Origin of the sequence: Bradyrhizobium sp. UNPA324 (assembly GCF_006658635.1) — a bacterium.
GTDB classification, from domain to species: Bacteria; Pseudomonadota; Alphaproteobacteria; order Rhizobiales; family Xanthobacteraceae; genus Bradyrhizobium; species Bradyrhizobium nanningense.
The window spans coordinates 2,067,201-2,090,806 of the sequence record NZ_LFJD01000004.1; the positions used below are offsets into that span (position 1 = coordinate 2,067,201).

Genomic DNA, 23,606 nt, shown 5'->3' on the forward strand with positions numbered 1-23,606 from the left:
GGGAGCCTGGCCATGGCCCATACGAGGCGATCTCCGGAACGACTGAGCGCATTTTCGGACGGCGTGTTCGCCGTCCTGATCACAGTGCTGGTGCTGGAGCTGCGTCCGCCCGAAATTCCGACTTTTGCGGCATTGCTGGCGCTCTGGCCGACATGGCTCTCTTATGCCGTCAGCTATGTCTTCATCGCGATCGTATGGGCCAACCATCACCATCTGATGCGCTATGCGAGCGAAGCGACGCCGCGGCTGATGTGGTTCAACTTCGCGCACCTGTTCTCGGTATCTCTGCTGCCGCTCTCCACGGCCTGGATGGCGGTCAGCGAGCTCGCACCGCAGCCGGTCGCGTTCTACGCCGCGGTGTTCTTCCTGGTGAACGCGACCTATGTCGCGCTGATCTTCGACCTCGTCGGGCGGGCGCCGGCGGACGAGGTCCCGCCGCGCGAGCGCAGGATCATGCGGATCCGCTCGGTCGTCACGCTCGCGATCTTCGCATTCGCAGCGGCCGTGGCCCTGAGATACCCTGTTGCCGGACTTGCACTGTGCTGCTGCTGCCTGATCGTCTACCTGAAGCCGGAAGCGCCAGGCGGCGAGGACCGGCCATAGAGCAATGCCGCCGTCAACCCGAGGTTGACGGCGGCACAGACGAAGTCTCGAGCTGCTTTGGCAGGTTTCAGTTCCTCGCCGGAGCGGCCGCTGCCGCCGAGCGCGCCTGCCGCGGCGCGCCGTGTTCGGCGACCGGCAAGGCCGGAGCGCGCGAGCGCATGATCGCGGCGTCGATCTCGGCGATGACGCGGCGCTGGATCGCCTCGTTCTTGTCAATCGAGATGTGGCCGACGCCGGTGCCGCGCACGTCGACATTGTCGAGCTTGCCGCGCAGGCCCTGCGCGGCCCGTACCGGCTCGCCGGGACCGTCGCCGATATAGATGTTGATGTAGCGCTCCGCGCCGGTCGAGAGCTTGGTCTTGAACACGGAATCGAGACCGATCGCGAGCTTCACGGGCACGCCGAGCTGGTTGAGCTTGGCGATCATGTCGGGCAGCGCGGTCGCGCCGGAGGAATGGCCGACCAGGACGATGGTCTTGAGGCGGCCGGCCTTGTAGGCAGTCGCGGCTTCGTCGGCGAGCGAGGACCAGGACACGAAATTGGCGACGGTCACCGGGATGCCCTGCGCCTGCAGCCGGGCGCCGATCGTGTCGAGCCCGAGCGAGAAGATATTGAGCACGCCACGGAGTAGATAGACGTGGGTGGTCGCGGTCGCGGCCTGGCTCGGCGCGGCCCTGACGGGGGTCGGGTTGATGGCAACAGCTGACAGCAGGAGCAGGCCCACCGCCCAGACGCGGAGGGCGGACAACTGGCTGGCGCCGGCGGTGTGACGGCCGTTCGGTCTCATCGATGTTTTCCCTGGGGACATACGCTTTGCGATTGGCCGGAATCGTAGCCATGGCCTGCTCGCAGACGCAACAAAGAGCCGCGTGAACGGCAATCTTAGCCACAGCCCGTGACCATCGCGCAACACTTGCCTGAAACCTGCCCCCGAAGGGCCTGTTTTGAGACCATTTTTCTCCGGGGAATTGCGGGCAGGCAAGTGCGTTCCTATTTCAGGGCTCCGCTGACCTCCCTTTCGGGACCGGTCCGGCCCCCTCCCCCCGGCGTTTGCCCCCTCAGCCTTGCGGCCATCATGTCCTCCATCATCTCCGTCGCCAATCTGTCGAAGACCTATGGGTCCGGCTTCAAGGCGCTCAAGAACGTCAATCTCGACATCAAGCGCGGCGAGATCTTCGCGCTGCTCGGGCCGAACGGCGCCGGCAAGACGACACTGATCTCCATCATCTGCGGCATCGCCAACCCGAGCGAGGGCCGCGTCCTCGTCGGCGGCGAGGACATCCAGACCTCGTACCGCAAGGCGCGTTCGCTGATCGGCCTGGTGCCGCAGGAATTGCACACCGACGCCTTCGAGAGCGTGTGGGCAACCGTGAGCTTCTCCCGCGGCCTGTTCGGCAAGCCGAAGAATCCTGCGCACATCGAGAAAGTGCTGAAGGACCTCTCGCTGTGGGACAAGAAGGACAACAAGATCATCACGCTCTCCGGCGGCATGAAGCGCCGCGTGATGATCGCCAAAGCGCTGTCGCACGAACCGCAGATCCTGTTCCTGGACGAGCCCACCGCCGGCGTCGACGTCGAGCTGCGCAAGGGCATGTGGGAGGTGGTGCGCACGCTTCAGCAATCCGGCGTCACCATCATCCTCACCACCCATTACATCGAGGAAGCCGAGGAGATGGCCGACCGCATCGGCGTCATCAACAAGGGCGAGATCGTGCTGGTCGAGGACAAGACGACCTTGATGCAGAAGCTCGGCAAGAAGCGGCTGACCTTGCATCTGCAGGGCAAGATCGCCGCGCTGCCGGAAAACCTTCATCATTACGAGCTCGAGCTCTGCGATAACGGCGCGACACTGGTCTACGACTACGACACAAAGGGCGAGCGCACCGGCATCACCAGCCTGCTCGGCGACCTCCGCACCGCCGGCATCCGCTTCAACGATCTCGACACGACGCAATCGTCGCTCGAGGACATCTTCGTCGACCTCGTGAGGACGTCATGAACCATCGCGCCATCCGCGCCATCTACCTGTTCGAAATGGCGCGCACCTGGCGCACGCTGCTGCAAAGCATCGTCTCGCCGGTGGTCTCGACTTCGCTCTATTTCGTGGTCTTCGGCGCCGCGATCGGCTCGCGCATCAGCCAGGTCGAGGGCGTCAGCTACGGCACCTTCATCGTGCCGGGCCTGATCATGCTCTCGGTGCTGACGCAGAGCATCGCCAACGCCTCGTTCGGCATCTACTTCCCGAAATTCACCGGCACGATCTACGAGATCCTGTCGGCGCCGATTTCCTACTTCGAGATCGTGCTCGGCTATGTCGGCGCCGCCGCGACCAAGTCGATCATTCTGGGCCTGATCATCCTGGCGACAGCCGGCCTGTTCGTGCCGCTGCACATCCATCATCCCATCTGGATGCTGGCCTTCCTGGTGCTGACGGCGGTGACGTTCAGCCTGTTCGGCTTCATCATCGGCATCTGGGCCGACGGCTTCGAGAAGCTGCAGATGATCCCGATGCTGGTGGTGACGCCGCTGACCTTCCTCGGCGGCAGCTTCTATTCCATCGACATGCTGCCGCCCACCTGGCGCACGGTGGCGCTGCTCAACCCGGTGGTCTATCTGATCTCAGGCTTCCGCTGGAGCTTTTACGAAATCGCCGACGTCAGCGTCGCCGTCAGCATCGGCATGACGATTGCATTCCTGGTGATCTGCCTGGTCGTGATCTGGTGGATCTTCCGCACCGGGTATCGGCTGAAGAATTGACTCCAACTGTCATTCCGGGCCGTGCGAAGCACGAGCCCGGAATGACGGCGGTGGACTCACCTGTAGCAGTGGAAGTGGTGATACCCGTCGTAATACCCGCGACAGCGGTGGCGGTAATGACGGTGGGGAATGCCGAGCACCCCCTCGACTGCACCAACGGCGCCGCCGACACCGGCACCGACGACGCCTCCGACTGCACCGCCCACGGGACCGCCGATCCGGTTGCCCTCATAGGAGCCTTCCTGGGCGCCACGCACGATGCCCTGGGCGTGGCTGGCTTGCGGCAGTGACAGCAGCGCGAGCAGGAAGGCGGCAGCTGCGAATAGCAGGCGGGCGGGCAAACTGGCCGGCAATGGCGCGGTGGTGAGACGGGCTTTGTTCATCTTCGGTCCCAAGGAGATTACGAAGGGTGAATGGCGGCGAAAGCCGCCTGTCGAAGCAGGCCATCGTCAACGCCCGGGGCAGCCGGGTGGTTGCGCCTTTATGACGAATTGTCGGCGTTGTGAACACACGCCTTGCTCGCGGAAATGTCAGCGCCGTCGCGCGCGGCGCGGCACAAAGCGGCCTTGCTTACGCCCCGCATCGCGTTAACGATGGCAGAAAGGTTAGCTTGGCAGGCCGCTGGAACGAAAGCCGGATTAAAGGCATATTGCATGCCGGGGACGGAGAGCCGCGGCGGCTAGCGTGACGAGGCCGGAGGCCAGGATCCAAATGCGTTTCCAGATGCGTTCATTTTTCATTGCTTTCACATCCCTGATGCTTTTGAGCGCGGGCAGCGCGCAGGCCAAGGTCGAGATCACCGTCGACAAGGACAATCAGCAGATGACCGTCGCGGTCGATGGCGTGGCTCGCTATCACTGGCCGGTATCGACAGGCATCCCCTCGCGCGAGACGCCGAACGGTGCCTTCCGCGCCTTCCGGATGGAAGAGGATCACTACTCCAAGGAATTCGACGACGCGCCGATGCCGCACGCGATCTTCTTCACCAAGATCGGCCATGCCATCCACGGTACCGACTCAGTCGGCCGTCTGGGCTCGCCAGCGTCGCATGGCTGCGTGCGGCTGTCGCGTCAGAACGCATCGACACTCTATGCGCTGGTGCAGCAGCAGGGCGTGCTCAACACCACGGTGACGCTGACCGGCTCAGCGCAGGTGGCGCTGGCGCGCAATCCGCGTGGCCGCGGCAACGCTGCGGTGGCCCGCGCTCCGCAACAGCCCGCCGAAGAGCAATATGCCACAACGGGTGATCCCGTGAACCTGACGCCGCCGGCGCAGCCCGCCCGCCGCTACATGCCGCAGGATGACAATTACATCTATCCCGCCGACGGCAGCGACACCGGCGCGCGCTATCCGGCGCCGCGTTCCGCCACCCGCCCGCTCTATGACGCGCAGGTCTATCAGCAGCAGCCGCGGCCCTATTACGACCATGGCTACGGCCAGCAGGGCACCTATTATCAGCCGCAGCCGCGGCAGGTTTATCAGCCGCGAGACTATTATTACCAGAACTGACGCTGTTATCTGAGCATGATCGTTTCCGGATCATGCGCTATCTGAACGCGGCATTGTCGCGCTCCACGATCTTTCGCACAGCATCGACGAAGGCGCGCGCGACCGGCTCCAGGATCTCGGGTCCGGTCACTGAGAGTTCGTCCGAGGGCGTGTGGAAAGTGCGATGGCGGCCCGCCATGCCAAGGAAATTGGCATAGCCCGCCGCGTGCACGTCGCGCAATTCGCCGACCGCCTGCTTCTCCGTCACCAGACGTTTCGCCGCGACCCCGGCAAAGGCCTCGTTGGTCAGCGCAACCGCGGATTTGCTGAGCACGAGATAGCGTTCTTCCTCGGGCCGATCGGTGCGGGCGCCGTCCGCGAAGGCGTAGCACGCGTTCGACGAGCCGAAGTGAATCCACGCCAGCGTGTCGTTCGGCGCCGGCGCGCCGTGCTTCAGGAACAGCTCCATGCCGCCATGGCCGATCTCGTGGCCGGCGGTGGCGATGAAGACGAAATGCGCCGGCCATTTTTCCGCAGCAACGGTGCGCGCAAGAGCAAGGAAGTTGGCGATGCCCGGACCGCGCTCGCAGACGCAGGTGTACCAGCCCGTCATTGGCGTCGAGACGACGATGGTCGGCCCGCGGCCCGTGCCCGTCTCGGCGATGACGTTGCGGCCGGCGACATCGCGTTCGTAACGGCCCTTGACGTCGAAGGTGACAGACGTGCCCGCAGCGAGTGCGCGCTCGAACGCCGGCCGCGACTTCGCTCCGACCACGATGACCGGCACCGGCCAGGGCGCATCCTCCTGCGTGACGTTGTAGGCGAAGCGGTCGTCGGCGGGATTTCCGATCATCAGCAGGATGGCCGCGGGCTTCTTCGCTGCCGCTGCCGTGATGGCCGCACGATGGATCGGCCCCAGATAGGCACCCCGGTCGAACGGCAGCTCCAACCAGAGAATCTTGCCGGTGACATCACCATCCCGCGCGAGCGGCGCGTTGAGATGGAAGCTAGCTCTGTCCTCCGGCGGCCACCAGAATGGCGTCGCCTCGACAACCGTGCCGCCAGCTTCGGCGCTGGCCTGCTCGACGACATATTGGCGGCCGAGCACGACAGGCTGGAAGCTGACGTCGAAACTCGCCTGCTTCAGCTCGCCGGCGATCCAGTCGGCGGTCGCGCGATCGCCCGCAGAGCCGAAGCGGTGCAGACCGAAGGAGGCATAGCGCACCACATCTTCGTAGAGACTCGCGCCCGAGAGCGCGTCCCTGGCTGCCGCCTGTCCGATCATGAAAACCGCCATCGCTCCGATGAAGACAAGCCGCATGTGCGTGCCCCCCTGAACCGTTGCTTTTTGAGGGGCAGTTTCCGCCTTCCACGGCTGCCGTCAACCGCGAGACTGGACGAAACGCGCAAAGATTTCATAAGCTCTGCTTTTCACTCGGGCTGAGAACCCTGATGCCGTCACGTGCCGCAACGATCCTGACCGTGCTCTCGGTTCTCACCGCAGGACAAGCCATGGCTATTGATATGGCCTTCGATCTCGAGGCGCATCGCGGTGGGCGGGCGCTGTTGCCAGAAAACACCCTGCCTGCCTTCGCCAACGCGCTGTCGATGGGCGTGGACACGCTGGAGCTCGACGTCGGCGTGACCGCGGACGGCGAGATCGTCGTCTCGCATGAGCGCGGGCTCAATCCTGATCTCGCGCGCAATGCCGACGGCGCTTACATCACTCCGCCCGGCACCCCTTTCGTCAAGCTGCGGCTGGACGAGGTCAGAACCTACGACGTCGGCCAGATCCGGCCGGACAGTGCTTACGCGAAGCAATTCCCCGACCAGCGTGCCGTGCCGGGGACGCGGATTCCGACCCTGAGCGAGCTGTTCGCGCTGGTAAGGAAGTCCGGCAACTCGCGTGTGCGCTTCAACATCGAGACCAAGATCGACCCGAACCATCAGGACGAAACGCTCGATCCGCAGGCCTTTGTCACGAAGCTGCTGGGACTGATCGAGTCCGAAGCGTTTTCCGACAGGGTCATGATCCAGTCCTTCGACTGGCGGACCTTGCAACTGGTCCAGCAGCAGGCACCGAAGATGCCGACGGTGTACCTGACGCTCCAACGCGGCACGGGCCAGACGGTGGCGCTGGACAAGGCGACGAACTGGACGGCCGGGTTCAGCCCGGCCAATCACGGCGGCTCGCTGCCGCGGACGATCAAAGCGGCGGGCGGCGCGATCTGGTCGCCCTATTTCGGCGATGTGACCGCGGCGCTCGTCGCGGAGGCCCACGGACTCGGATTGCGCGTTGTGGTGTGGACGGTCAACAAGCGCGACGACATGGCGCGCATGATCGAGCTCGGCGCCGACGGGATCATTTCCGACAGACCCGACCTGTTGCGTGACGTCGCCGGCGAAAAGGGGATTGCGTTGCCGGCGGGGACGCCGGTCGAGCCGTAGCCTCAGTCTCGTGTCCCGGACGCGGTGCAGCGTGCAACGGCTGCTCCGCAGAGCCGGGACCCAGCAAGCCGCGCGATGGCCCCGGCTCTGCAGCGCATCACTTCGTGCTGCGCAGCGTCCGGGGCACGAGAACAATTCGCAGCGCCTACTCCCCGTCCCGCAGCCGCCGGTACAGCGCGCCCAGGATGTTGGAATAGTCGTCGGTCCAGACCCGCACCCTGTCGTCGGCTTCGGTCTGCTCCCACGATTTGGAGGCGGCGAGCCTGCCGATGTCGGCCTCCTCCCGCGCGGAGATGACGACGTCGGTCGAGAAGATGTAGTCACCATCTCGCCCGGAATCCTCGTTGAAGACCCAGCTCTTGAGATCGTTGGCGTCCGCAATGCCGACCACGACGGTCTCGAGATCGAGATGCCGGTTGGAGACGTGCATCACCACGGCGCCGTGCGGCGCGAGCTTGTCCTTGTAGATCTTCATCGCCTCTTCGGTGGCGAGATGGATCGGGATCGCATCGGATGAATAGGCATCGACGATGATCAGATCGTAGGCGCCGCCGGCCTCCTTGGCGAAGGTCAGCCGCGCATCGCCGATCACGGGCTTCATATCCGGCATGCAGCTCGAGATGTAGCGGAAATTTTTGGGATCACGCGCGGCATCCACCATCGACTGGTCGATCTCGAAGAATTTCCAGTCCTCGCCGGGGTCAGCAGCGCAGGCGAGCGTGCCCGATCCGACGCCGATCGCGGCGACCTTGAGCGGAGTGCCCTTGCGTTCGCGGATCGCGCTGACGGCCTGACCGATGCCGCCGTCCTTGTGATAATAGGTGATCGGCTCGGGCCGGCCGGCGACCTGTGTGCCGTCATTGTTGCGGAAGCGTTCGGCGCCGTGAATGGTGGTGCCGTGCATCAGCACATGGAAGTAGCCGCCGGGCGTCACCACGATCTTATGCACGCCGAAGAAGCTGCGCACCGTCGTGACGCGGCCCTCGTCGGCGGGATAGATGCGGATCAACGCCAGCGCGAGCACGACGGTGGCAAAGATCTTCCAGCGTCCGGCATTGAGCGCCAGCGCAAGCAGCGCGGCGAGCACGCCGACGCTGCCCGCGACCCAGACGCGGTGATCCTCGAACCAGGTCGAGAGGCCGCCCGTGGTGATGGAGGGCACAACCAGCGCCACCGCGAGCGCGGCGAGTGCGAGCCAATACCATTTGACGATGCCGGCAAGCCGCTCGTTCGCAGCCGGCCGGCACAATGCCGCGAGCGCGATCAGGATCGGATATTCGGCGATCCACGAGAAAGTGAACGGGGCGACCAGGCCGGCAAAGAGCCCGCCGACCATGCCGCCGAACGACAGCGCGACATAGAAGCCGGTGAGATATTTGGCGGCCGGCCGGGTCCGCGCTAGTTCGCCGTGGCAGGCCATGGCGATGACGAAGAAGCACAATTGATGGCCGCCGAGGGTCAACAGCAGATTCTGTTCGCCGCCGAAGGCGAGCAGGACAATGACCCCTGCGATCGCGACCGGCTGCAGCATCAGCATCCATTTGTGCGGCAGCAGCGGCCGCGACTGGAACACGACGACCCAGGTGAGCAAGTACAGCGAGAGCGGCAGCACCCACAGCAGCGGCGCTGCCGCGACGTCGGTCGAGATATGCGCGGTCACCGCAATCAGCAGACCCGAGGGCACCGCGGCGAGGAAGATCCAGCGCAGCCGCGTCAGGAAAGCTGGCGCCGGCGCATTGACGTCCTCGATGCGCGCATCGACCACCGGCAGCGTCGGCGAGCGCAGCAGCAGCACGCCGCAGACCGCGATCAAGAGGATCAATAGGCCATAGCCTGCGGTCCAGAGCCGGTTCTGCGTGTGCAGCGTGAACACCGGCTCCAGCAGGAACGGATAGGACAGCAGCGCGAGGAAGCTGCCGATGTTGGAGGAGGCATAGAGGAAATAGGGATCGTGTCCGGCGGGATGGCCGGTGCGGACGAACCAGGCCTGCAACAGCGGATTGTTGGCGGCGAGCGCAAAGAACGGCAGGCCGATCGAGACCACGAACAGCCCGAGCAGCCAGAACGCATAACCGGACGCCGGCGGCTCGCCATAGGCCGAGGCGATGCCGAGCGGCAGCGTAGCGAAGGCCGCCATCAGCAGCACCAGATGCACGGCCACCGGAACGGTGCGGTTTTTGACCTGCATCAGCAGATGCGCATAGGCATAGCCCGCCAGCAGCAGCGACTGGAAGAACACCATCGCCACCGACCACACTGCCGGCGAGCCACCGAGCCGCGGCAGCACCATCTTCGTGAACAGCGGCTGCACCGAGAACAACAGCAGCGCGCTGACGAAGATCGCAGCGGTGTAGACCGTCAGCACCAGCCGGTCGCGCGAGGCGGACGGCTGCTCCGTGGCGGCGGGTTGCACGATCGAATCCATGGAAGCTCCGGCTCAAAACCCGGCGGGCGCCGGACGCGCGCAATGGAGCACAAGGCGCCTGAGCGGGCAATAAAGGGGCGCGTGATGTTGCAGCGAGGATTGCTTGATATTAGAGGGTCGTTCCGGGGCGATGCGAAGCATCGAACCCGGAACCTCGAGATTCCGGGTCTGGTCCTTCGGACCATTCCGGAATGACGGTGGAACAACTTGAAAGCCTCATGAGCGAAACCGACGTCGTCATCATCGGCGCTGGCCATAACGGCCTCACCTGCGCGGCCTATCTCGCGATGGCCGGCTTGCGCGTGCGCGTGGTCGAGCGCCGCAAGGTGGTCGGCGGAGCCGCGGTCACGGAGGAGTTTCACCCGGGATTCCGCAATTCGGTGGCGGCCTACACGGTAAGCCTGCTCAATCCGCAGGTGATCCGCGACCTCAAGCTCGCCGAGCAGGGCCTGCGCATCGTCGAACGGCGCGCCCAGAATTTTCTGCCCGCGCCGGACGGCAGCTATCTCCTCACCGGCGAGGGACGGACCAAGGCGTCCGTCGCGCGGCTGAGCGCGCATGACGCAGGTGCGCTCGACGGGTTTTCACGCGAGCTGGAAGACATCGCCGACGTGCTCAGGCAGTTCGTGCTGCGCGCGCCGCCGAACCTCGTCGACGGTTTCGGCACGGCGGCCATCCGCGAAGGCGTCAACGCCTGGAAGACCGCCAACATCCTGCGCGGTCTCACCCTTGAACAGAGCCGCAGCCTGCTCGATCTCTTCACCCGCTCGGCCGGCGAGATGCTGGATGAGCGTTTCGAGCATGATCTGGTCAAGGCGCTGTTCGGCTTTGATGCCATCGTCGGCAACTATGCCAGCCCCTACGCCGCCGGCTCGGCCTATGTGATGCTGCATCACGCCTTCGGCGAGGTGAACGGCAAGAAGGGTGTCTGGGGCCATGCCATCGGCGGCATGGGCGCGATCACGCAGGCGATGGCGCGCGCCGCACGCGACCGCGGCGCCGTGATCGACACCGACGCGGGCGTCCGCGAGATCATCGTCGAGCGCGACCGCGCGGTCGGAATCCTGCTGGAGAACGGCTCGGCGATCCGCGCGAAATATGTCGCGGCCAATGTCAATCCAAAGCTGCTCTACACGCACCTGATCGCAGCCGAGGCGCTCCCTGCGGACTTCCTCGCCCGCATCCGGCACTGGAAGAACGGCTCCGGCACCTTCCGTATGAACGTGGCGCTGGACCGCCTACCCTCCTTCACGGCGCTGCCGGGCGAGGGCGATCATCTCTCATCCGGCATCATCCTGGCGCCGAGCCTTCCCTACATGGACCGCGCCTATCTCGATGCGCGGGCGGAAGGCTGGAGCCGTTCGCCCGTCGTCGAGATGCTGATCCCCTCCACACTCGACGACACGCTGGCGCCCGCGGGACAGCACGTCGCGAGCCTGTTCTGCCAGCACGTCGCGCCAACGCTGCCCGAAGGAAAGTCGTGGGACGATCATCGCGACGAGGTGGCCGATCTCATGATCGCGACGGTGGACAAGTACGCGCCGGGGTTTTGGGCGAGCGTGCTGGGCCGCCAGATCCTATCCCCGCTCGACCTTGAACGGCAATTCGGCCTCGTCGGCGGCGACATCTTCCACGGCGCGCTGACCTTGAACCAGCTGTTCTCGGCACGGCCGATGCTGGGCCATGCCGATTATCGCGGGCCGCTGAAGGGTCTCTACCATTGCGGCTCAGGCGCCCATCCCGGCGGCGGCGTCACCGGTGCGCCCGGCCACAATGCGGCGCAGGCGATCCTGAGGGATCACCGGTCGCTGTTCGGAAGCCGTGGATAGGCCTGTGGATCTCTTGTGGACAGACTATTGAACCGTCTGTGGACAGGCCGAGGACGCAAGGATCAGAACTTCGAGACAATCGGGGAAAGTCAGTGGAAAATCGCGGGGACAATTGCGGGATAAGTGGGCGGATAGCGTCCCGGTAAAGGAGCGGACAACCTGTGAATATCAAAGAGGCCCGCCAAAATGACCTCGCCCGCCAAGGGGGAATTCCCCTCGCGGGCGGTGATCAGGAATAGCCTCGGAGAAAAACCAGCCCCCGTTGGGAAATGGGGGCGGAAATTACTGCAAGGAGGTGCTAATCGACGTGAACTTGTCGTTCAGGGTCGAGCCCAGGCTGTTCACCACGGTGATGATCGCCAGGGCGATACCCGCGGCAATCAGACCGTATTCGATCGCCGTCGCACCGGACTCATCCGACCAGAACTTCAGAATCATGCTTTTCAAGACTCGCCTCCGTTTCAATTCCAAGCTGTGTTGGCTTAATTCGACATCCGAAAATGTACGGGGCACAACCTTCGGCCAGGTTAATCCGGGAACCGCAACTTGCGGGGAAAATTGCCGACAAAAGTTCCAAAAATTCAACTCAACGGAAGCCTGAATGCAGCCTGCTCCAACCCATCGCGCCAGCTTTTCGATCGGCAGCGAGGCCGACGCCAGGCGCGTCGTCGACGTGCTCACCGAGGTGTTTTTCGAGGGCGATGCCGCGGTCGCCGCCTTCGAGCGGCCGGACGGACAATGGGACGTCACGCTGCATTTCGCCGCGGCGCCCGATCAGGCATGGCTGCGCGAACTCATTGCAATTTCAGCCGGAAATGAGATCGCCGCGACGCTCGCCTTCGACACGATCGAGGCCAAGGACTGGGTCAAGGCCAGCCTGGAAGATCTCGTCCCGGTCCCGGCCGGGCGCTTCGTCGTGCACGGCAGCCATGATCGCGACCGCGTGGCGCCGAACAAGCTCGCGATCGAGATCGAAGCGGCCCTCGCCTTCGGCACCGGACATCACGGCACCACGCGTGGCTGTTTACTTCTGCTTGACCATGTCCTGAAGAGCGCGCGGCCGGGCCGCGTGCTCGACCTCGGCACCGGAACCGGCGTGCTCGCGATCGCCGCGGCGAAGGCGCTGCATCGCCACGTGCTCGCCTCCGACATCGATCCGCCCTCGGTGCGGGTGGCGGCCGAGAACGCCTCGCTGAACGAAGCTGGCAATTATGTGCGGGCGATCCGCGCGACCGGCTTCGCCGCGCCGGATTTTGGACAGGCCGGTCCGTTCGACCTGGTGCTGGCCAACATCCTTGCCAACCCGCTCAGGCAATTGGCGGGCCCGATGGCACGGCATCTCGCGCCCGGCGGACGCGTCATCCTCTCCGGCCTGCTGACGCACCAGGCGCCCGCCGTGATCGCCGCCTATCGCGCGCGCGGCCTCGTGCCGCTGAAGCATCTGCGGATCGAGGGGTGGAGCAGCCTGTTGTTGCGGAAGGTGGGGTGAGTGCGTCCGCGGCGTCGGTGCGCTCCCTCGCCCCGCCTGCGGGGAGAGGGGGAGTCTCCACGGGGACGGTGAGAACTGGACTCGCGGAGAGTCCCCCTCACCCGGATTGCTCAGGCGCGCAATTGCGCGCCAAAGCAATGCGACCTCTCCCCGCAAGCGGGGCGAGGTGAACAAACACCGCCGCTACTCCGCCGGCTTCTCGTCCCGCCGCATCGCCCGCTCGTCCTGCACGGCGCGCCTGGCGCGGCGGTCCGCGAGTCGGTCGATCATCTGGCTGATGACGCTGCGCGGCTTCTTCGGTGCCGCCGCAGTCGGCGCTCGGCGCGCCGGCGGCGAAATCTTCTCAAACGTGAACGCTGGCATCGTGTGTCCCCTCGTCGTTGAGATGAACCACCTGCTCGAATTTCGCTGTCATCCGGACGAAGCGCGGCTGCCGCATCCTTTACTCCACTCAATTCGAATGGAACCATTCAAGCACAGTCCATGCCAGATGCGACGCAAATGCGTCCAGATTGCGGACTCGCCCCCATGATCCTAAAGTGATCCACCATGTTCGAAGCACACTTCCAGACATTCGAGGAGCCGGAGGCCGGCGTCGCATTGACCGCACGGCTGGCCGCACTTCGCGAAGAACTCGCCCGTCGCAAGCTCGCCGGCTTCGTCGTTCCGCGCGCCGATCAGCAGCAGAACGAATATGTGCCGCCGTCGGAAGAAAGGCTGGCCTGGCTGACCGGTTTCACGGGCTCGGCGGGACTCGCGGTGGTTCTGATGCAGGAGGCCGCATTGTTCGTCGACGGCCGCTACACGCTTCAGGCCGCCAAGCAGGTCGATGCAAAGGCCTGGACCGTGGAATCGCTGATCGACCCGCCGCCGGAGAGCTGGATGTCGGCGCATTTGAAAGCCGGTGACCGCCTCGGATTCGACCCGTGGCTGCACACTTTTGCGGCAGCCGAGCGCCTGTCCGCCGCCTGCGCCAAGGCCGGCGCCGAGCTGGTCGCGCTCGACAGCAATCCGATCGATGCGATCTGGCAGGACCGCCCGCAGCCGCCGCTCGCCCCCGTCGCCGTGCACGGACTCCAGCATGCCGGCGTCACGGAAGCCGAGAAGCTGACGCAGATCAGAAGCGAGCTCGGCAAGCTCGGCGTCGATGCGCTGGTGCTGTCCGACAGCCACGCGGTCGCCTGGACCTTCAACATCCGCGGCGCCGACGTCGCCCATACGCCGCTGCCGCTGTCCTATGCGCTGGTGCCGAAAGACGGACGGCCGACCATCTTCATCGATAACCGCAAGCTCTCCAACCTCACGCGCGACCATCTCGAGCAGTCCGCCGACGTGCGCGAGCCCGACGCGATGGCGCCGACGCTGATGGCGCTCGCCAAGGGCGGCGGGTCGATCGCACTGGATAGTGCCACCGCGGCCGACGCGCTCAGCCGGCTGATCGCAGGCGCCGGCGGCAAGCCGGTGCGCGGCAGCGACCCGATTGCACTGCTCAAAGCGGTCAAGAACGCGACCGAGATCAAGGGGACGCAGACGGCGCATCGGCGCGACGCCCTAGCGCTGGCGCGCTTCCTCGCCTTCATCGATCGCGAGGCTACAAGCGGCAAGCTCACCGAGATCGACGCGGTCGAGGCGCTGGAGACGTTTCGCCGCGACACCGGCGCGCTGAAGGACGTGTCGTTTCCGACCATCTCCGGCACCGGCCCGAACGGCGCCATCGTGCACTACCGCGTCACGCGCAAGAGCAACCGGCGCATCGCGCCCGGCGACCTCCTACTGATCGATTCCGGCGCGCAGTACGAAGACGGCACCACCGACGTCACGCGTACCATGGCCGTGGGCGAGCCGACCGAGGAGATGCGCGACCGCTTCACGCGCGTGTTGCGCGGCCACATCGCGATCGCGCGCGCGGTCTTCCCCGACGGCACCACGGGCGCGCAGCTCGACACGCTGGCACGGCAATATCTCTGGGCCGCCGGCGTCGACTTCGAGCACGGCACCGGCCACGGCGTCGGCAGCTATCTCTCGGTGCACGAAGGGCCGGCGCGAATTTCGAAGCTCGGCACCACGCCGCTGAAGCGCGGCATGATCCTCTCCAACGAGCCCGGTTACTACAAGACCGACGGTTTCGGCATCCGCATCGAGAACCTCGAACTGGTCGTCGCCGCCGACATCAAGGGCGCCGAGAAGCCGATGAATGCGTTCGAGACGCTGACGCTCGCACCGATCGACCGCCGGCTGGTCGATGTCGCGATGCTGAGCCGCGACGAGCTCGACTGGCTCAATGCCTATCATGCGCGCGTTCGAGCCGAGGTCGGGCCGGCGCTCGACGAGGCGACCCGGGCCTGGCTCGATCAGGCCACGGCGGAGCTGACGTAGCGCATACAGCTACGCGATTAACGCAAGGCTCTTCCCTCGAACTCACTGTCATGCCCCGCGAAGGCGGGGCGTCCAGTACGGCGCGGCTTCTCGATTCAATCAGGGCGGCCTCTGGAATACTGGATTCCCCGCCTTCACGGGGAATGACACCGAGGATGAGGGGGCGAGCGCACAACATCCCGGCCCTCCGCGCCTCGTAGCATAGCAGCTCCGCGCGCCGCCAAAACAACCATCCCGGAATCCGTATAGCCGCATTCCGAAACGCCGATATCGGTCTTGCGCGAGCAAGCTACAGTCGGATTCGAATTGCAACGAGATGGGCCCGCATGCACGGCATGATCAGCAAGCCGCCGAAAGCGGCAACCAACCTTGCGACCTCGCGCGGGGTGCTGCTGTTGCTGGTCGTGATGACCGGGATTGCGCCGATCTCGCTCTACATCCTGGTTCCGGCGCTGCCGGTGCTGGCGACGACTTTCGGCAGCGACATCTCGATCGCGCAGATGACGGTGTCGCTTTACATGGTCGGAATCGCATTGTCGCAGCTGATCATGGGACCGCTGTCCGACCGGTTCGGGCGTCGCCCGGTGCTGCTCGGAGGGCTGGCGCTGATGGTCGCGGCCAGCATCGCTTGCATCTTTGCCGAAACCCTGCCGCAGCTGATCGCGGCCCGCTTCTTTCAAGCCCTGGGCGGCGCCGCCGGCATGGTGGTGAGCCGTGCCATCATCCGCGACATCTATGAGCGCGACCGCGTCGCCTCGATGATCAGCCTCGTGGTCGCGGCGCTGATGATCGGCCAGATGGTTTCACCGCTCACCGGCGGCTTGATCGAAACCGCGTTCGGCTGGCGCGCGATCTTCTACGCCATCGCCGTCGCCGCGATCTTTGTCGCCGTCGGCATCGCGGTGGCGCTGCCCGAAACGCGCCGCAGCCGCGCCGCCGGCAGCGGTTTTCGCCGCGACGTCGGCATCCTGATCACGAACCGCGCCTTCGTCGGCTATGTGATGTGCCAGGTGCTGGCCTCGCAGATCATCTTCACCTTCGCGGGCGGCGGCCCTTACATCGTGGTGACGCAGATGGGCCGGAGCAGCGCCGAGTACGGCGCCTGGTTCGCCACAACGGGCTTCGCCTATCTGGTCGGCAACCTGCTCTGCGTGCGCTTTGCGCCGCGGCATTCCCTGGAGAAGCTGATCTCGTTCGGGCTCGCGCTGCAGCTCGCCGGCAGCCTGTTGAACCTGCTGTGGAGCTTCACCGGCTGGAACGAGGCGCCCGCCTGGCTGTTCGGGACGCAGATGATCGTGATGGTGGGCAATGCCTTCGTGATGGCGAATTCCGCGGCCGGTGCCATCAGCATCCGCCCCGAAGCCGCCGGCGCCGCATCGGGCGCCATGGGCTTTCTGCAACAGGGGATCGGCGCGCTGATGTCGCAATTCGGGGCCTATCTCGGCGGCCACTCGGCCACGACGCTGCCGCTGACCTCGGCCGTCGTCGCCATCTCGCTGCTCTGTGCCTGCATGATGATCTTCGTCGTCCCCCGCCGCGAAGTCGTCGTGAGCGAGGCGCTGATCGGGCAGGCCGAGGAGGAAGAGAGCGGGATGATGTAGGGAGGCGACGCTCCCTCCCCGTCATTGCGAGCGCAGCGAAGCAATCCAGGCTGCCACCGAGGCGGCACTCTGGATTGCCTCGTCGCAAGGGCTCCTCGCAATGACGGGGAGAGAGTTCACTCCCCGATCAGCTTCAGCCACTCGTCCTCGGTCAGCACTTTGACGCCGTGCTTGTTGGCCTCCGCGAGCTTCGAGCCCGCGCCGGGGCCGGCGACGACGAGATCGGTCTTCTTCGACACCGAGCCGGACACCTTCGCCCCCAAACGCTCTGCCGTGGCCTTGGCCTCGTCGCGCGTCATCTTCTCCAGCGATCCCGTGAACACCACGGTCTTGCCGGCGACGGGCGAATTGCTCTTCGGCTTCTCGGCGTCGACAATTTCGACCTCCTTGGTCAGCCGCTCGACGATGCCGCGATTGTGGCTCTCGCCGAAATAATCGGCGATGCTCTTGATCACGGTGTCACCGATCTGGTCGAGCGCGTCCATGTCGGCCATCGCCTCCTCGTCGCCCTTGGCGACCTTGAGGCAGGCGTCGTGGAAGGCATCCCAGGAGCCGTAGCCGCGCGCCAGCGCCAGCGCCGTGGTCTCGCCGACATGGCGCATGCCGAGCGCATAGACGAAGCGCTCCAGCGCGATTTTACGCCGGCTCTCGATGGCACCGAACAGGTTGCGCACCGAGGTCGCGCCATAGCCCTCAATCTCCTCGAGCTTGAGCTTGGCATTGCGCTTCTCCAGCGTGAAGATGTCGGCGGGCTCCCTGACCCATCCTTCGTCGAAGAAATACTGGAGCTGCTTCTCGCCGAGCCCGTCGATGTCGAAAGCACGGCGCGAGACGAACAGCTTGAGATGCTCGATCTTCTGATAGGGGCAGGCGAACTCGCCAGTGCAGCGGGCACGCGAGCCCTCCTCGCCCGCTGCCGTCTCCTCGCGCACGACGTCGGTGTGCAGCGGACACGGGCACTTCTTCGGGAAGTGGAATTCCTTGGCGCCTCTGGGCCGTTTGTCGAGCACGACGTCGACCACCTGCGGGATCACGTCACCGGCGCGCTGGATCACGACGGTGTCGCCGACCCTGATGTCGCGCCCCTCGCGCAGCACCTCGCCCTTGTTGCCGATGCCTTTGATGTAGTCCTCGTTGTGCAGCGTGACGTTCTGCACGATCACACCGCCGACGCCGACCGGCTCGAGCTTGCCGACCGGCGTGAACGAGCCGGTGCGGCCGACCTGGATCTCGATGTCGCGCAGCACCGTCATGGCGCGCTCGGCCGGGAATTTGTGGGCGATGCCCCAGCGTGGCGTGCGCGAGACGAAGCCGAGACGCTCCTGCCAGCCGATGCGGTCGACCTTGTAGACGACGCCGTCGATGTCATAGTCGAGCCTTGCACGCTGCTCCTCGATCGCATGATGGAAGGCGAGCAGTTCCTCGACCGAGTGACAGAGCTTGGTCAGCGGGTTGGTCTTGAAGCCGCAGCGCTCAAACCAGCCGATCATGCCGCTCTGCGTATCCTCCGGCATCGCGCTCATCTCGCCCCAGGCATAGGCGAAGAAGCCCAGGGGCCGCGAGGCCGTGATGGTCGGATCCTTCTGCCGGAGCGAGCCCGCGGCCGAGTTGCGCGGATTAGCGAAGATGGTGCCGCCTTCGGCCTTCTGCCGCTCGTTGAGCGCGAGGAACGCCTTCTTGGTCATGTAGACCTCGCCCCGCACCTCGCAGATGTCGGGGACGTTGCGGCCCTTCAGCTTCTGCGGCACGTCTTCGAGCGTGCGGATGTTGGCGGTGACGTCCTCGCCCACCGCGCCATCGCCGCGCGTCGCCGCAGTGACGAGCTCGCCGCCTTCATAGCGCAACGACATCGAGAGGCCGTCGATCTTCGGCTCGGCGGAGAAATCGACCTTGTCATCGTCGAGCTTCAGGAAGCGCACGATGCGGCCGACGAAGTCGCGCACGTCCTCTTCGGCAAAGGCGTTGTCGAGCGAGAGCATGGGAACGGAATGCCGCACCTTCTTGAAGCGGCCTGACGGCGCTGCGCCGACTTTCTGCGAGGGCGAATCCGCCGTGACAAATTCCGGAAAGCGTTTCTCGATGGCGTTGAAGCGCTGGCGCAGCGCGTCGTACTCGGCGTCCGTGACGGTGGGTGCGTCCTCCTGATAATAGCGCTCGTTGTGCCCCTCGATCTCGAGCGCGAGCCGCATATGCTCGACCTTGGCCTGGGCCTTGGTGAGATCGGCGACGTCGCGAAGCGGTGTTGCTTTGGATTTTGCTGCTCTGGCCATGGTGCTTGGATACGACAGAGCGGGCGGCGGGGTAAAGGCGTGTGGAAATCTCGTGCCCCGGACGCAGCGCAACGCTCCCGGCGATGCGAAGCATCGGCCGGTCGGTGCGCTACAGAGCCGGGGGCCTATGTGGCTGGGCATTCTGGGTCCCGGCTCGCGCTGCGCGCGTCCGGGACACGAAGTCTAACTCGCCGCCTTGAGCAGCCGTTCCGCAGCCGCCCTCGCCTCGGCCGTGATCTCGGCGCCGGCCAGCATGCGGGCGATCTCCTCGCGGCGGTGGTCGGCGGCCAGCGCATTGACGCGGGTGGCGACGCGCTTGCCCTTGTCGAGGGCGTCCTTGGAGATCAGCAAATGCAGGTCGGCGCGGGCGGCGACCTGCGGGGCGTGGGTCACGGCCATCACCTGGACCTTGCCGGCGAGCCGCGCCAGGCGCCCGCCGATGGCGTCGGCGACCGCTCCGCCCACGCCGGTGTCGATCTCGTCGAACACCAGGGTCGGCGCCGAGCCGCGGTCGGACAGCACGACCTTGAGCGCGAGCAGGAAGCGCGACAGCTCGCCGCCGGAGGCGACCTTCATCAGCGGACCTGGCTTGGTGCCCGGATTGGTCTGGACCCAGAACTCGACGCGGTCGAAGCCCTGCGGCCCCGGTGCGGCCTCGTCGGTCTCGACCTGGGTCATGAACTTGGCGCGTTCGAGCTTGAGCGGCGCGAGCTCGGCGTTGACGGCCTTGTTGAGTCTCTCCGCCGACTTCTGCCGCGCCAGCGACAGCTTCTTGGCGGCGGCGGCATAGTGCGCGTCGGCTTCGATGGCAGCCTGCTCCAGCTTCTTCAGGCGCGAGGCACCGGCGTCAATCAGCACGACGTCGGCGGCATATTTGGCGGCCAGCGCGGCGAGCCCGTCGACCGGCGTCGAATATTTGCGCGAGGCGGCGCGCAATGCGAACAGCCGTTCCTCGATGCGTTCGAGCTCGGCCGGATCGAAATCGGTGGCGGCCAGCGCGGCCTGGAGATGCTGGTCGGCCTCCTCCAGCGCGTTGATCGCGGCGTCGATCGCCTTCACGGCAGGCTCGACCAGTGCCGGCGAATTGACGCCGCGGCGCTCCAGCCGGCGCACCGCCGCCGAGAGGGCCCCGACCGGCGAATGATTGCCGCCGACCGCCTCCTGCGCCTCGCGCAGATCGGAGGCGATCTTCTCGCCCTGCATCATGGTGGTGCGGCGATGGGCGAGTGAGGTCTCCTCGCCCTCCTTGGGCGCGAGCTGCTTCAGCTCGCCGGAGGCGTGGCGCAGATAGTCGGCCTCGCGCGCGGCGCGCTCCATGCTGGCGCGATGCTCCTCCAGCGCGGCGCTCGCGGTCCGGCGTGCGTCCCAGAGCGTTTCGACCGCGGCGACGTCCTTCTCCAGGCCGGCGAAGGCGTCGAGCAGGCGGCGATGGGTGGCGGCATCGACCAGCGCGCGCTCGTCATGCTGGCCGTGGATTTCGACCAGGGCGGCGCCGACCGCCTTCAGCGTCTGCACGCTGATCGACTGGTCGTTGATGAAGGCGCGGGTGCGACCGTCGGCCAGCTGCACGCGGCGCAAGATCATCTCGCAAGATTCTTCAACGCTCGTGTCATCGAGGCCGTTCTCGGCGAGGATCTTCGCCGAAGGGTGATTCTTGGGGACATCGAACACGGCGGTGACCTGGCCCTGCTCCGCGCCGTGACGCACGAGGCCGGCATCGCCGCGGCCGCCGAGCGCCAGCGCAAAGGCATCGAGCAGGATGGATTTGCCCGCACCGGTCTCGCCGGTCAAAACCGCAAGGCCCGTCGCGAATTCGATATCGAGCCGTTCGATCAGGACGATGTCGCGGATCGATAGACGCGCCAGCATGGAACCAAATTTCCTAGCCGAGGCCCATCTTCTTGAAGGTCTTGCTGATCCAGGACCCCTGATTCTCGCTCGGCTCGAGACCGCCGGATTTTACTAGATTATAGGCGTCCTTGTACCAGCGGCTGTCAGGAAAATTGTGGCCAAGCACGGCCGCCGCGGTCTGCGCCTCGCCGACGATGCCGATCGCCATATAGGCTTCGGTCAGCCGGTACAACGCCTCCTCGACATGGCGGGTGGTCTGGTACTGCGTGACGACGGTCTTGTAGCGGTTGATCGCCGCCGTGTAGTCGCGCTTCTGCGCGTAGTAGCGGCCGGTATTCATTTCCTTGCCGGCGAGCTGGTCGCGCGCGCCCTCGATCTTGGCCTTGGCCGAGGTCGCATATTCCGAGTTCGGATATTTGCGCACCACCTCTTCCAGCGCGGCGATCGCCTTCTCGGTGCGGGCCTGGTCGCGGCTGACGTCCGGGATCTGGTCGTAATGGGAGGCCGCGATCAGATATTGCGCATAGGCCGCATCCGGGCTGCCGGGATGCAGCGTGACGTAGCGGGTGGCCGCGCCAATGCAGCCGTCATAGTCGCCGCCCTGGTAGGACGCATAAGCGGACATCAGCAGCGATTTACGGGCCCAGTCGGAATAAGGATGCTGGCGGTCGACCTCTTCGAACTTCTTGTTCGCCGCCTTCATGTCCTTCTTCTCGTTCATGAGGTACAGGCCCTCATTGTAGATCTTGTCGGCGGGCTCTTCGACGAAGGTGTCGTCCTTGGCGGTGAACTTGTCCCAGAGCGAGCCGGTGCCGCAGCCGGCCAGCGGCATCGCGAGCAGGATGAAGGTGACGGCCTGAAGCAGCCCACGGGCTCGCAAAGAGACCGAGAAATATCCGCGCGTCATACGCTGTGCCGACATGAGTTTAAGCCCTGACGCCCTGTGAGCGGTGCCCGCCAGCCCATGAACCTCGTCATGGGCGCGAAATGGTGCCGTGGTGGTGCCTGCCATGCGACCACGCCGATGGATCCGAAAAGCGATCTTTAACCAACCGGATAGGCAGGCATTTCGCCCGGATTAAGGCGAACTTGCCGCAATCCTAGCCGATCATGGTTACCAGGAGTTTCCCGGGGGTCCGCCGCTGCCAGAGGCCAGCGGCGACAACTCTGTTCAGGACACGTCCGGCCCGTAGGCCGCAGCGACCCGGCCGCCGACGATACCGCGACCGACTTCGCCGACGGGACGCGTGGTCCGGCGGACTGCCTCGCCCTCGACCACCCGCCAGGCGGTCCGGTCGGCCAGCATCGCGGTCAGGACAGTGTGGTTGAGCTTGTGGCCGCCACGCACCGAGCGGTAGGCGCCAAGCAGCGGCAGGCCGGCCAGCGAGAGGTCGCCGATCACGTCCAGCACCTTGTGGCGGGCGCATTCATCGGCGTAACGCAGACCCTCGGTGTTCAGCAGCCGCTCGTCGTCGAATACGACGGTGTTGTCGAAGGAGGCGCCGAGAGCATAACCCGCGCTCCAGAGCCGCGCGACGTCGGACATCAGACCGAAGGTGCGGGCCCGTCCAACTTCGCGGCGGAAACGTTCCGGGCTGAGGTCGAAAGCGTAAGCCTGCTGGCCGATGACGGGATTGGTGAAGTCGATCTCGACCTCGACGCAGAACCCGTTGGCGTAGGGCCTGATCTCGCCGAAGGAGTCGCCGATCTTGACCGAGACCGGCTTCAAAACCTGAATGAAGCGGCGCTGTGCCGGCTGGGTCACGATGCCGGCCTGGTCGATCGCCGCGATGAAGGCCGCGGCGCTGCCGTCCATAATCGGCACTTCCGGACCGTCGATCTCGATGATGGCGTTATCGACACCCATGCCCCGCAGTGCAGCAAGCACGTGCTCGGCGGTGGATACCAGCGGACCGCTGCGATCGCCGAGGACGGTGGCGAGGTCGGTCGCGATCACCTGCTCGGCGGTCGCCTGAACTTCACGATCACTTCCCTCGAGGCCCGTCCGGATAAAAACAAAGCCGGCATCGACGGGCGCAGGCCCAAGTGTGAGAGTGACGGGAAGACCGGAATGAACGCCCACGCCTGCCACGGAGGCTTGCGCACGAAGCGTTGTTTGCCGGCTAAATTTCATCAGGAACCGCCCCACTACGACCCACTGCGACTTATACGAGACCCGCTTGGCCGGCCAGTGCCGACACCCCTGCGAATCCGTATCCCCAAGTCACGGCAAACCATAGTCACTGCCCCAAACAGCGCCAACTCACGCTTTTTTACCGATTGTTACCCCAAACCCGCCGTATTCGCGCCAAGGCTTAACCAAATTGCACGGAGGTTTTGGGCCGCTGCCGGCAATTCTACCGAACACCCGAACGCGCAATTAATGATTTAAAATCAGTTGCTTGACTGCGCAATCCGGGTATGCACGGGACAAAAGGAAAGGTCCCGGCAAGCTTGTTGCCGGGACCT

The 23,606-nt window shown here is 65.3% G+C and carries 19 protein-coding genes; 9 read left to right on the top strand and 10 right to left on the bottom strand.

The window, feature by feature from the left end:
* Window positions 1-12: 12 nt before the first annotated feature.
* The gene (locus UNPA324_RS10065; protein WP_128918482.1) at window positions 13-603 is read left to right on the top strand and encodes a TMEM175 family protein; all 591 of its coding nucleotides are present in this window, start codon (window positions 13-15) and stop codon (window positions 601-603) included.
* A gap of 67 nt (window positions 604-670) precedes the next feature.
* Here UNPA324_RS10065 and UNPA324_RS10070 read toward each other — a convergent pair whose 3' ends face one another.
* Entirely contained in the window at window positions 671-1,390 is a 720-nt protein-coding gene (locus UNPA324_RS10070; RefSeq protein ID WP_141934585.1) for a hypothetical protein, read from the bottom strand.
* A 288-nt stretch (window positions 1,391-1,678) separates the two neighbouring features.
* Between UNPA324_RS10070 and UNPA324_RS10075 the strand changes: the two genes are divergently transcribed.
* Together UNPA324_RS10075 and UNPA324_RS10080 are read left to right on the top strand one after the other, a co-directional pair.
* The gene (locus UNPA324_RS10075; RefSeq protein WP_141934586.1) at window positions 1,679-2,602 is read left to right on the top strand and encodes an ABC transporter ATP-binding protein; all 924 of its coding nucleotides are present in this window, start codon (window positions 1,679-1,681) and stop codon (window positions 2,600-2,602) included.
* Window positions 2,599-3,360 (top strand): ABC transporter permease, encoded by a 762-nt coding sequence (locus UNPA324_RS10080; protein ID WP_141934587.1) that lies wholly within the window; start codon window positions 2,599-2,601, stop codon window positions 3,358-3,360. The genes UNPA324_RS10075 and UNPA324_RS10080 overlap by 4 nt, the downstream gene beginning before the upstream one ends.
* Before the next feature lie 56 nt (window positions 3,361-3,416).
* Here the strand turns inward: UNPA324_RS10080 and UNPA324_RS10085 are convergent, their stop codons facing one another.
* Entirely contained in the window at window positions 3,417-3,743 is a 327-nt protein-coding gene (locus tag UNPA324_RS10085; protein WP_141938804.1) for a hypothetical protein, read from the bottom strand.
* Window positions 3,744-4,071: 328 nt separating this feature from the next.
* Here UNPA324_RS10085 and UNPA324_RS10095 point away from each other — a divergent pair, with 328 nt between their 5' ends.
* A complete protein-coding gene (locus UNPA324_RS10095) occupies window positions 4,072-4,869 on the top strand; it encodes a L,D-transpeptidase (protein WP_181769345.1) in 798 nt (265 codons plus the stop codon).
* Between the two features lie 37 nt (window positions 4,870-4,906).
* Here UNPA324_RS10095 and UNPA324_RS10100 read toward each other — a convergent pair whose 3' ends face one another.
* The gene (locus UNPA324_RS10100) at window positions 4,907-6,169 is read right to left on the bottom strand and encodes a hypothetical protein (RefSeq protein WP_141934589.1); all 1,263 of its coding nucleotides are present in this window, start codon (window positions 6,167-6,169) and stop codon (window positions 4,907-4,909) included.
* 131 nt (window positions 6,170-6,300) lie between these two features.
* Between UNPA324_RS10100 and UNPA324_RS10105 the strand changes: the two genes are divergently transcribed.
* Entirely contained in the window at window positions 6,301-7,296 is a 996-nt protein-coding gene (locus UNPA324_RS10105; RefSeq protein ID WP_141934590.1) for a glycerophosphodiester phosphodiesterase, read from the top strand.
* A 145-nt stretch (window positions 7,297-7,441) separates the two neighbouring features.
* On the opposite strand, the gene UNPA324_RS10110 is transcribed toward UNPA324_RS10105, so the two are convergent.
* Window positions 7,442-9,721 (bottom strand): fused MFS/spermidine synthase, encoded by a 2,280-nt coding sequence (locus UNPA324_RS10110; RefSeq protein WP_141934591.1) that lies wholly within the window; start codon window positions 9,719-9,721, stop codon window positions 7,442-7,444.
* Window positions 9,722-9,939: 218 nt separating this feature from the next.
* Here UNPA324_RS10110 and UNPA324_RS10115 point away from each other — a divergent pair, with 218 nt between their 5' ends.
* On the top strand, window positions 9,940-11,550 hold the full coding sequence (locus UNPA324_RS10115) for a phytoene desaturase family protein (protein WP_181769346.1): 1,611 nt from the start codon (window positions 9,940-9,942) through the stop codon (window positions 11,548-11,550).
* A 282-nt stretch (window positions 11,551-11,832) separates the two neighbouring features.
* On the opposite strand, the gene UNPA324_RS10120 is transcribed toward UNPA324_RS10115, so the two are convergent.
* The gene (locus tag UNPA324_RS10120; protein WP_128918533.1) at window positions 11,833-11,988 is read right to left on the bottom strand and encodes a Flp family type IVb pilin; all 156 of its coding nucleotides are present in this window, start codon (window positions 11,986-11,988) and stop codon (window positions 11,833-11,835) included.
* Window positions 11,989-12,151: 163 nt separating this feature from the next.
* On the opposite strand from UNPA324_RS10120, the gene UNPA324_RS10125 reads away from it, so the two are divergent.
* Window positions 12,152-13,039, top strand: coding sequence for a 50S ribosomal protein L11 methyltransferase (locus tag UNPA324_RS10125; RefSeq protein WP_128918491.1), 888 nt, complete (start codon window positions 12,152-12,154; stop codon window positions 13,037-13,039).
* Window positions 13,040-13,222: 183 nt separating this feature from the next.
* Here UNPA324_RS10125 and UNPA324_RS10130 read toward each other — a convergent pair whose 3' ends face one another.
* Window positions 13,223-13,402: a hypothetical protein gene (locus tag UNPA324_RS10130; RefSeq protein WP_141934593.1), complete on the bottom strand. Its 180-nt coding sequence runs from the start codon at window positions 13,400-13,402 to the stop codon at window positions 13,223-13,225.
* 186 nt (window positions 13,403-13,588) lie between these two features.
* Between UNPA324_RS10130 and UNPA324_RS10135 the strand changes: the two genes are divergently transcribed.
* On the top strand, window positions 13,589-15,415 hold the full coding sequence (locus UNPA324_RS10135; RefSeq protein ID WP_141934594.1) for an aminopeptidase P family protein: 1,827 nt from the start codon (window positions 13,589-13,591) through the stop codon (window positions 15,413-15,415).
* Between the two features lie 326 nt (window positions 15,416-15,741).
* Window positions 15,742-17,016 (top strand): multidrug effflux MFS transporter, encoded by a 1,275-nt coding sequence (locus UNPA324_RS10140; RefSeq protein ID WP_128918495.1) that lies wholly within the window; start codon window positions 15,742-15,744, stop codon window positions 17,014-17,016.
* 116 nt (window positions 17,017-17,132) lie between these two features.
* Here UNPA324_RS10140 and ligA read toward each other — a convergent pair whose 3' ends face one another.
* The 4 genes from ligA to lpxC form a co-directional block, all read right to left on the bottom strand.
* Complete coding sequence (gene ligA / locus UNPA324_RS10145; RefSeq protein ID WP_128918496.1) at window positions 17,133-19,286, bottom strand: NAD-dependent DNA ligase LigA; 2,154 nt, start codon at window positions 19,284-19,286, stop codon at window positions 17,133-17,135.
* Window positions 19,287-19,469: 183 nt separating this feature from the next.
* Window positions 19,470-21,155, bottom strand: coding sequence for a DNA repair protein RecN (gene recN / locus UNPA324_RS10150; protein ID WP_141934595.1), 1,686 nt, complete (start codon window positions 21,153-21,155; stop codon window positions 19,470-19,472).
* 13 nt (window positions 21,156-21,168) lie between these two features.
* A complete protein-coding gene (locus UNPA324_RS10155) occupies window positions 21,169-22,059 on the bottom strand; it encodes an outer membrane protein assembly factor BamD (RefSeq protein WP_128918498.1) in 891 nt (296 codons plus the stop codon).
* A gap of 249 nt (window positions 22,060-22,308) precedes the next feature.
* Entirely contained in the window at window positions 22,309-23,271 is a 963-nt protein-coding gene (lpxC, locus tag UNPA324_RS10160) for a UDP-3-O-acyl-N-acetylglucosamine deacetylase (RefSeq protein ID WP_141934596.1), read from the bottom strand.
* Between the last annotated feature and the right edge of the window lie 335 nt (window positions 23,272-23,606).

Coding starts and splice junctions, on each gene's coding strand:
- UNPA324_RS10065 (WP_128918482.1), top strand. CDS start 13: ATGGCCCATACGAGGCGATCTCCGGAACGACTGAGCGCATTTTCGGAC.
- UNPA324_RS10070 (WP_141934585.1), bottom strand. CDS start 1,390: ATGAGACCGAACGGCCGTCACACCGCCGGCGCCAGCCAGTTGTCCGCC.
- UNPA324_RS10075 (WP_141934586.1), top strand. CDS start 1,679: ATGTCCTCCATCATCTCCGTCGCCAATCTGTCGAAGACCTATGGGTCC.
- UNPA324_RS10080 (WP_141934587.1), top strand. CDS start 2,599: ATGAACCATCGCGCCATCCGCGCCATCTACCTGTTCGAAATGGCGCGC.
- UNPA324_RS10085 (WP_141938804.1), bottom strand. CDS start 3,743: ATGAACAAAGCCCGTCTCACCACCGCGCCATTGCCGGCCAGTTTGCCC.
- UNPA324_RS10095 (WP_181769345.1), top strand. CDS start 4,072: ATGCGTTTCCAGATGCGTTCATTTTTCATTGCTTTCACATCCCTGATG.
- UNPA324_RS10100 (WP_141934589.1), bottom strand. CDS start 6,169: ATGCGGCTTGTCTTCATCGGAGCGATGGCGGTTTTCATGATCGGACAG.
- UNPA324_RS10105 (WP_141934590.1), top strand. CDS start 6,301: ATGCCGTCACGTGCCGCAACGATCCTGACCGTGCTCTCGGTTCTCACC.
- UNPA324_RS10110 (WP_141934591.1), bottom strand. CDS start 9,721: ATGGATTCGATCGTGCAACCCGCCGCCACGGAGCAGCCGTCCGCCTCG.
- UNPA324_RS10115 (WP_181769346.1), top strand. CDS start 9,940: ATGAGCGAAACCGACGTCGTCATCATCGGCGCTGGCCATAACGGCCTC.
- UNPA324_RS10120 (WP_128918533.1), bottom strand. CDS start 11,988: ATGATTCTGAAGTTCTGGTCGGATGAGTCCGGTGCGACGGCGATCGAA.
- UNPA324_RS10125 (WP_128918491.1), top strand. CDS start 12,152: ATGCAGCCTGCTCCAACCCATCGCGCCAGCTTTTCGATCGGCAGCGAG.
- UNPA324_RS10130 (WP_141934593.1), bottom strand. CDS start 13,402: ATGCCAGCGTTCACGTTTGAGAAGATTTCGCCGCCGGCGCGCCGAGCG.
- UNPA324_RS10135 (WP_141934594.1), top strand. CDS start 13,589: ATGTTCGAAGCACACTTCCAGACATTCGAGGAGCCGGAGGCCGGCGTC.
- UNPA324_RS10140 (WP_128918495.1), top strand. CDS start 15,742: ATGCACGGCATGATCAGCAAGCCGCCGAAAGCGGCAACCAACCTTGCG.
- ligA (WP_128918496.1), bottom strand. CDS start 19,286: ATGGCCAGAGCAGCAAAATCCAAAGCAACACCGCTTCGCGACGTCGCC.
- recN (WP_141934595.1), bottom strand. CDS start 21,155: ATGCTGGCGCGTCTATCGATCCGCGACATCGTCCTGATCGAACGGCTC.
- UNPA324_RS10155 (WP_128918498.1), bottom strand. CDS start 22,059: ATGTCGGCACAGCGTATGACGCGCGGATATTTCTCGGTCTCTTTGCGA.
- lpxC (WP_141934596.1), bottom strand. CDS start 23,271: ATGAAATTTAGCCGGCAAACAACGCTTCGTGCGCAAGCCTCCGTGGCA.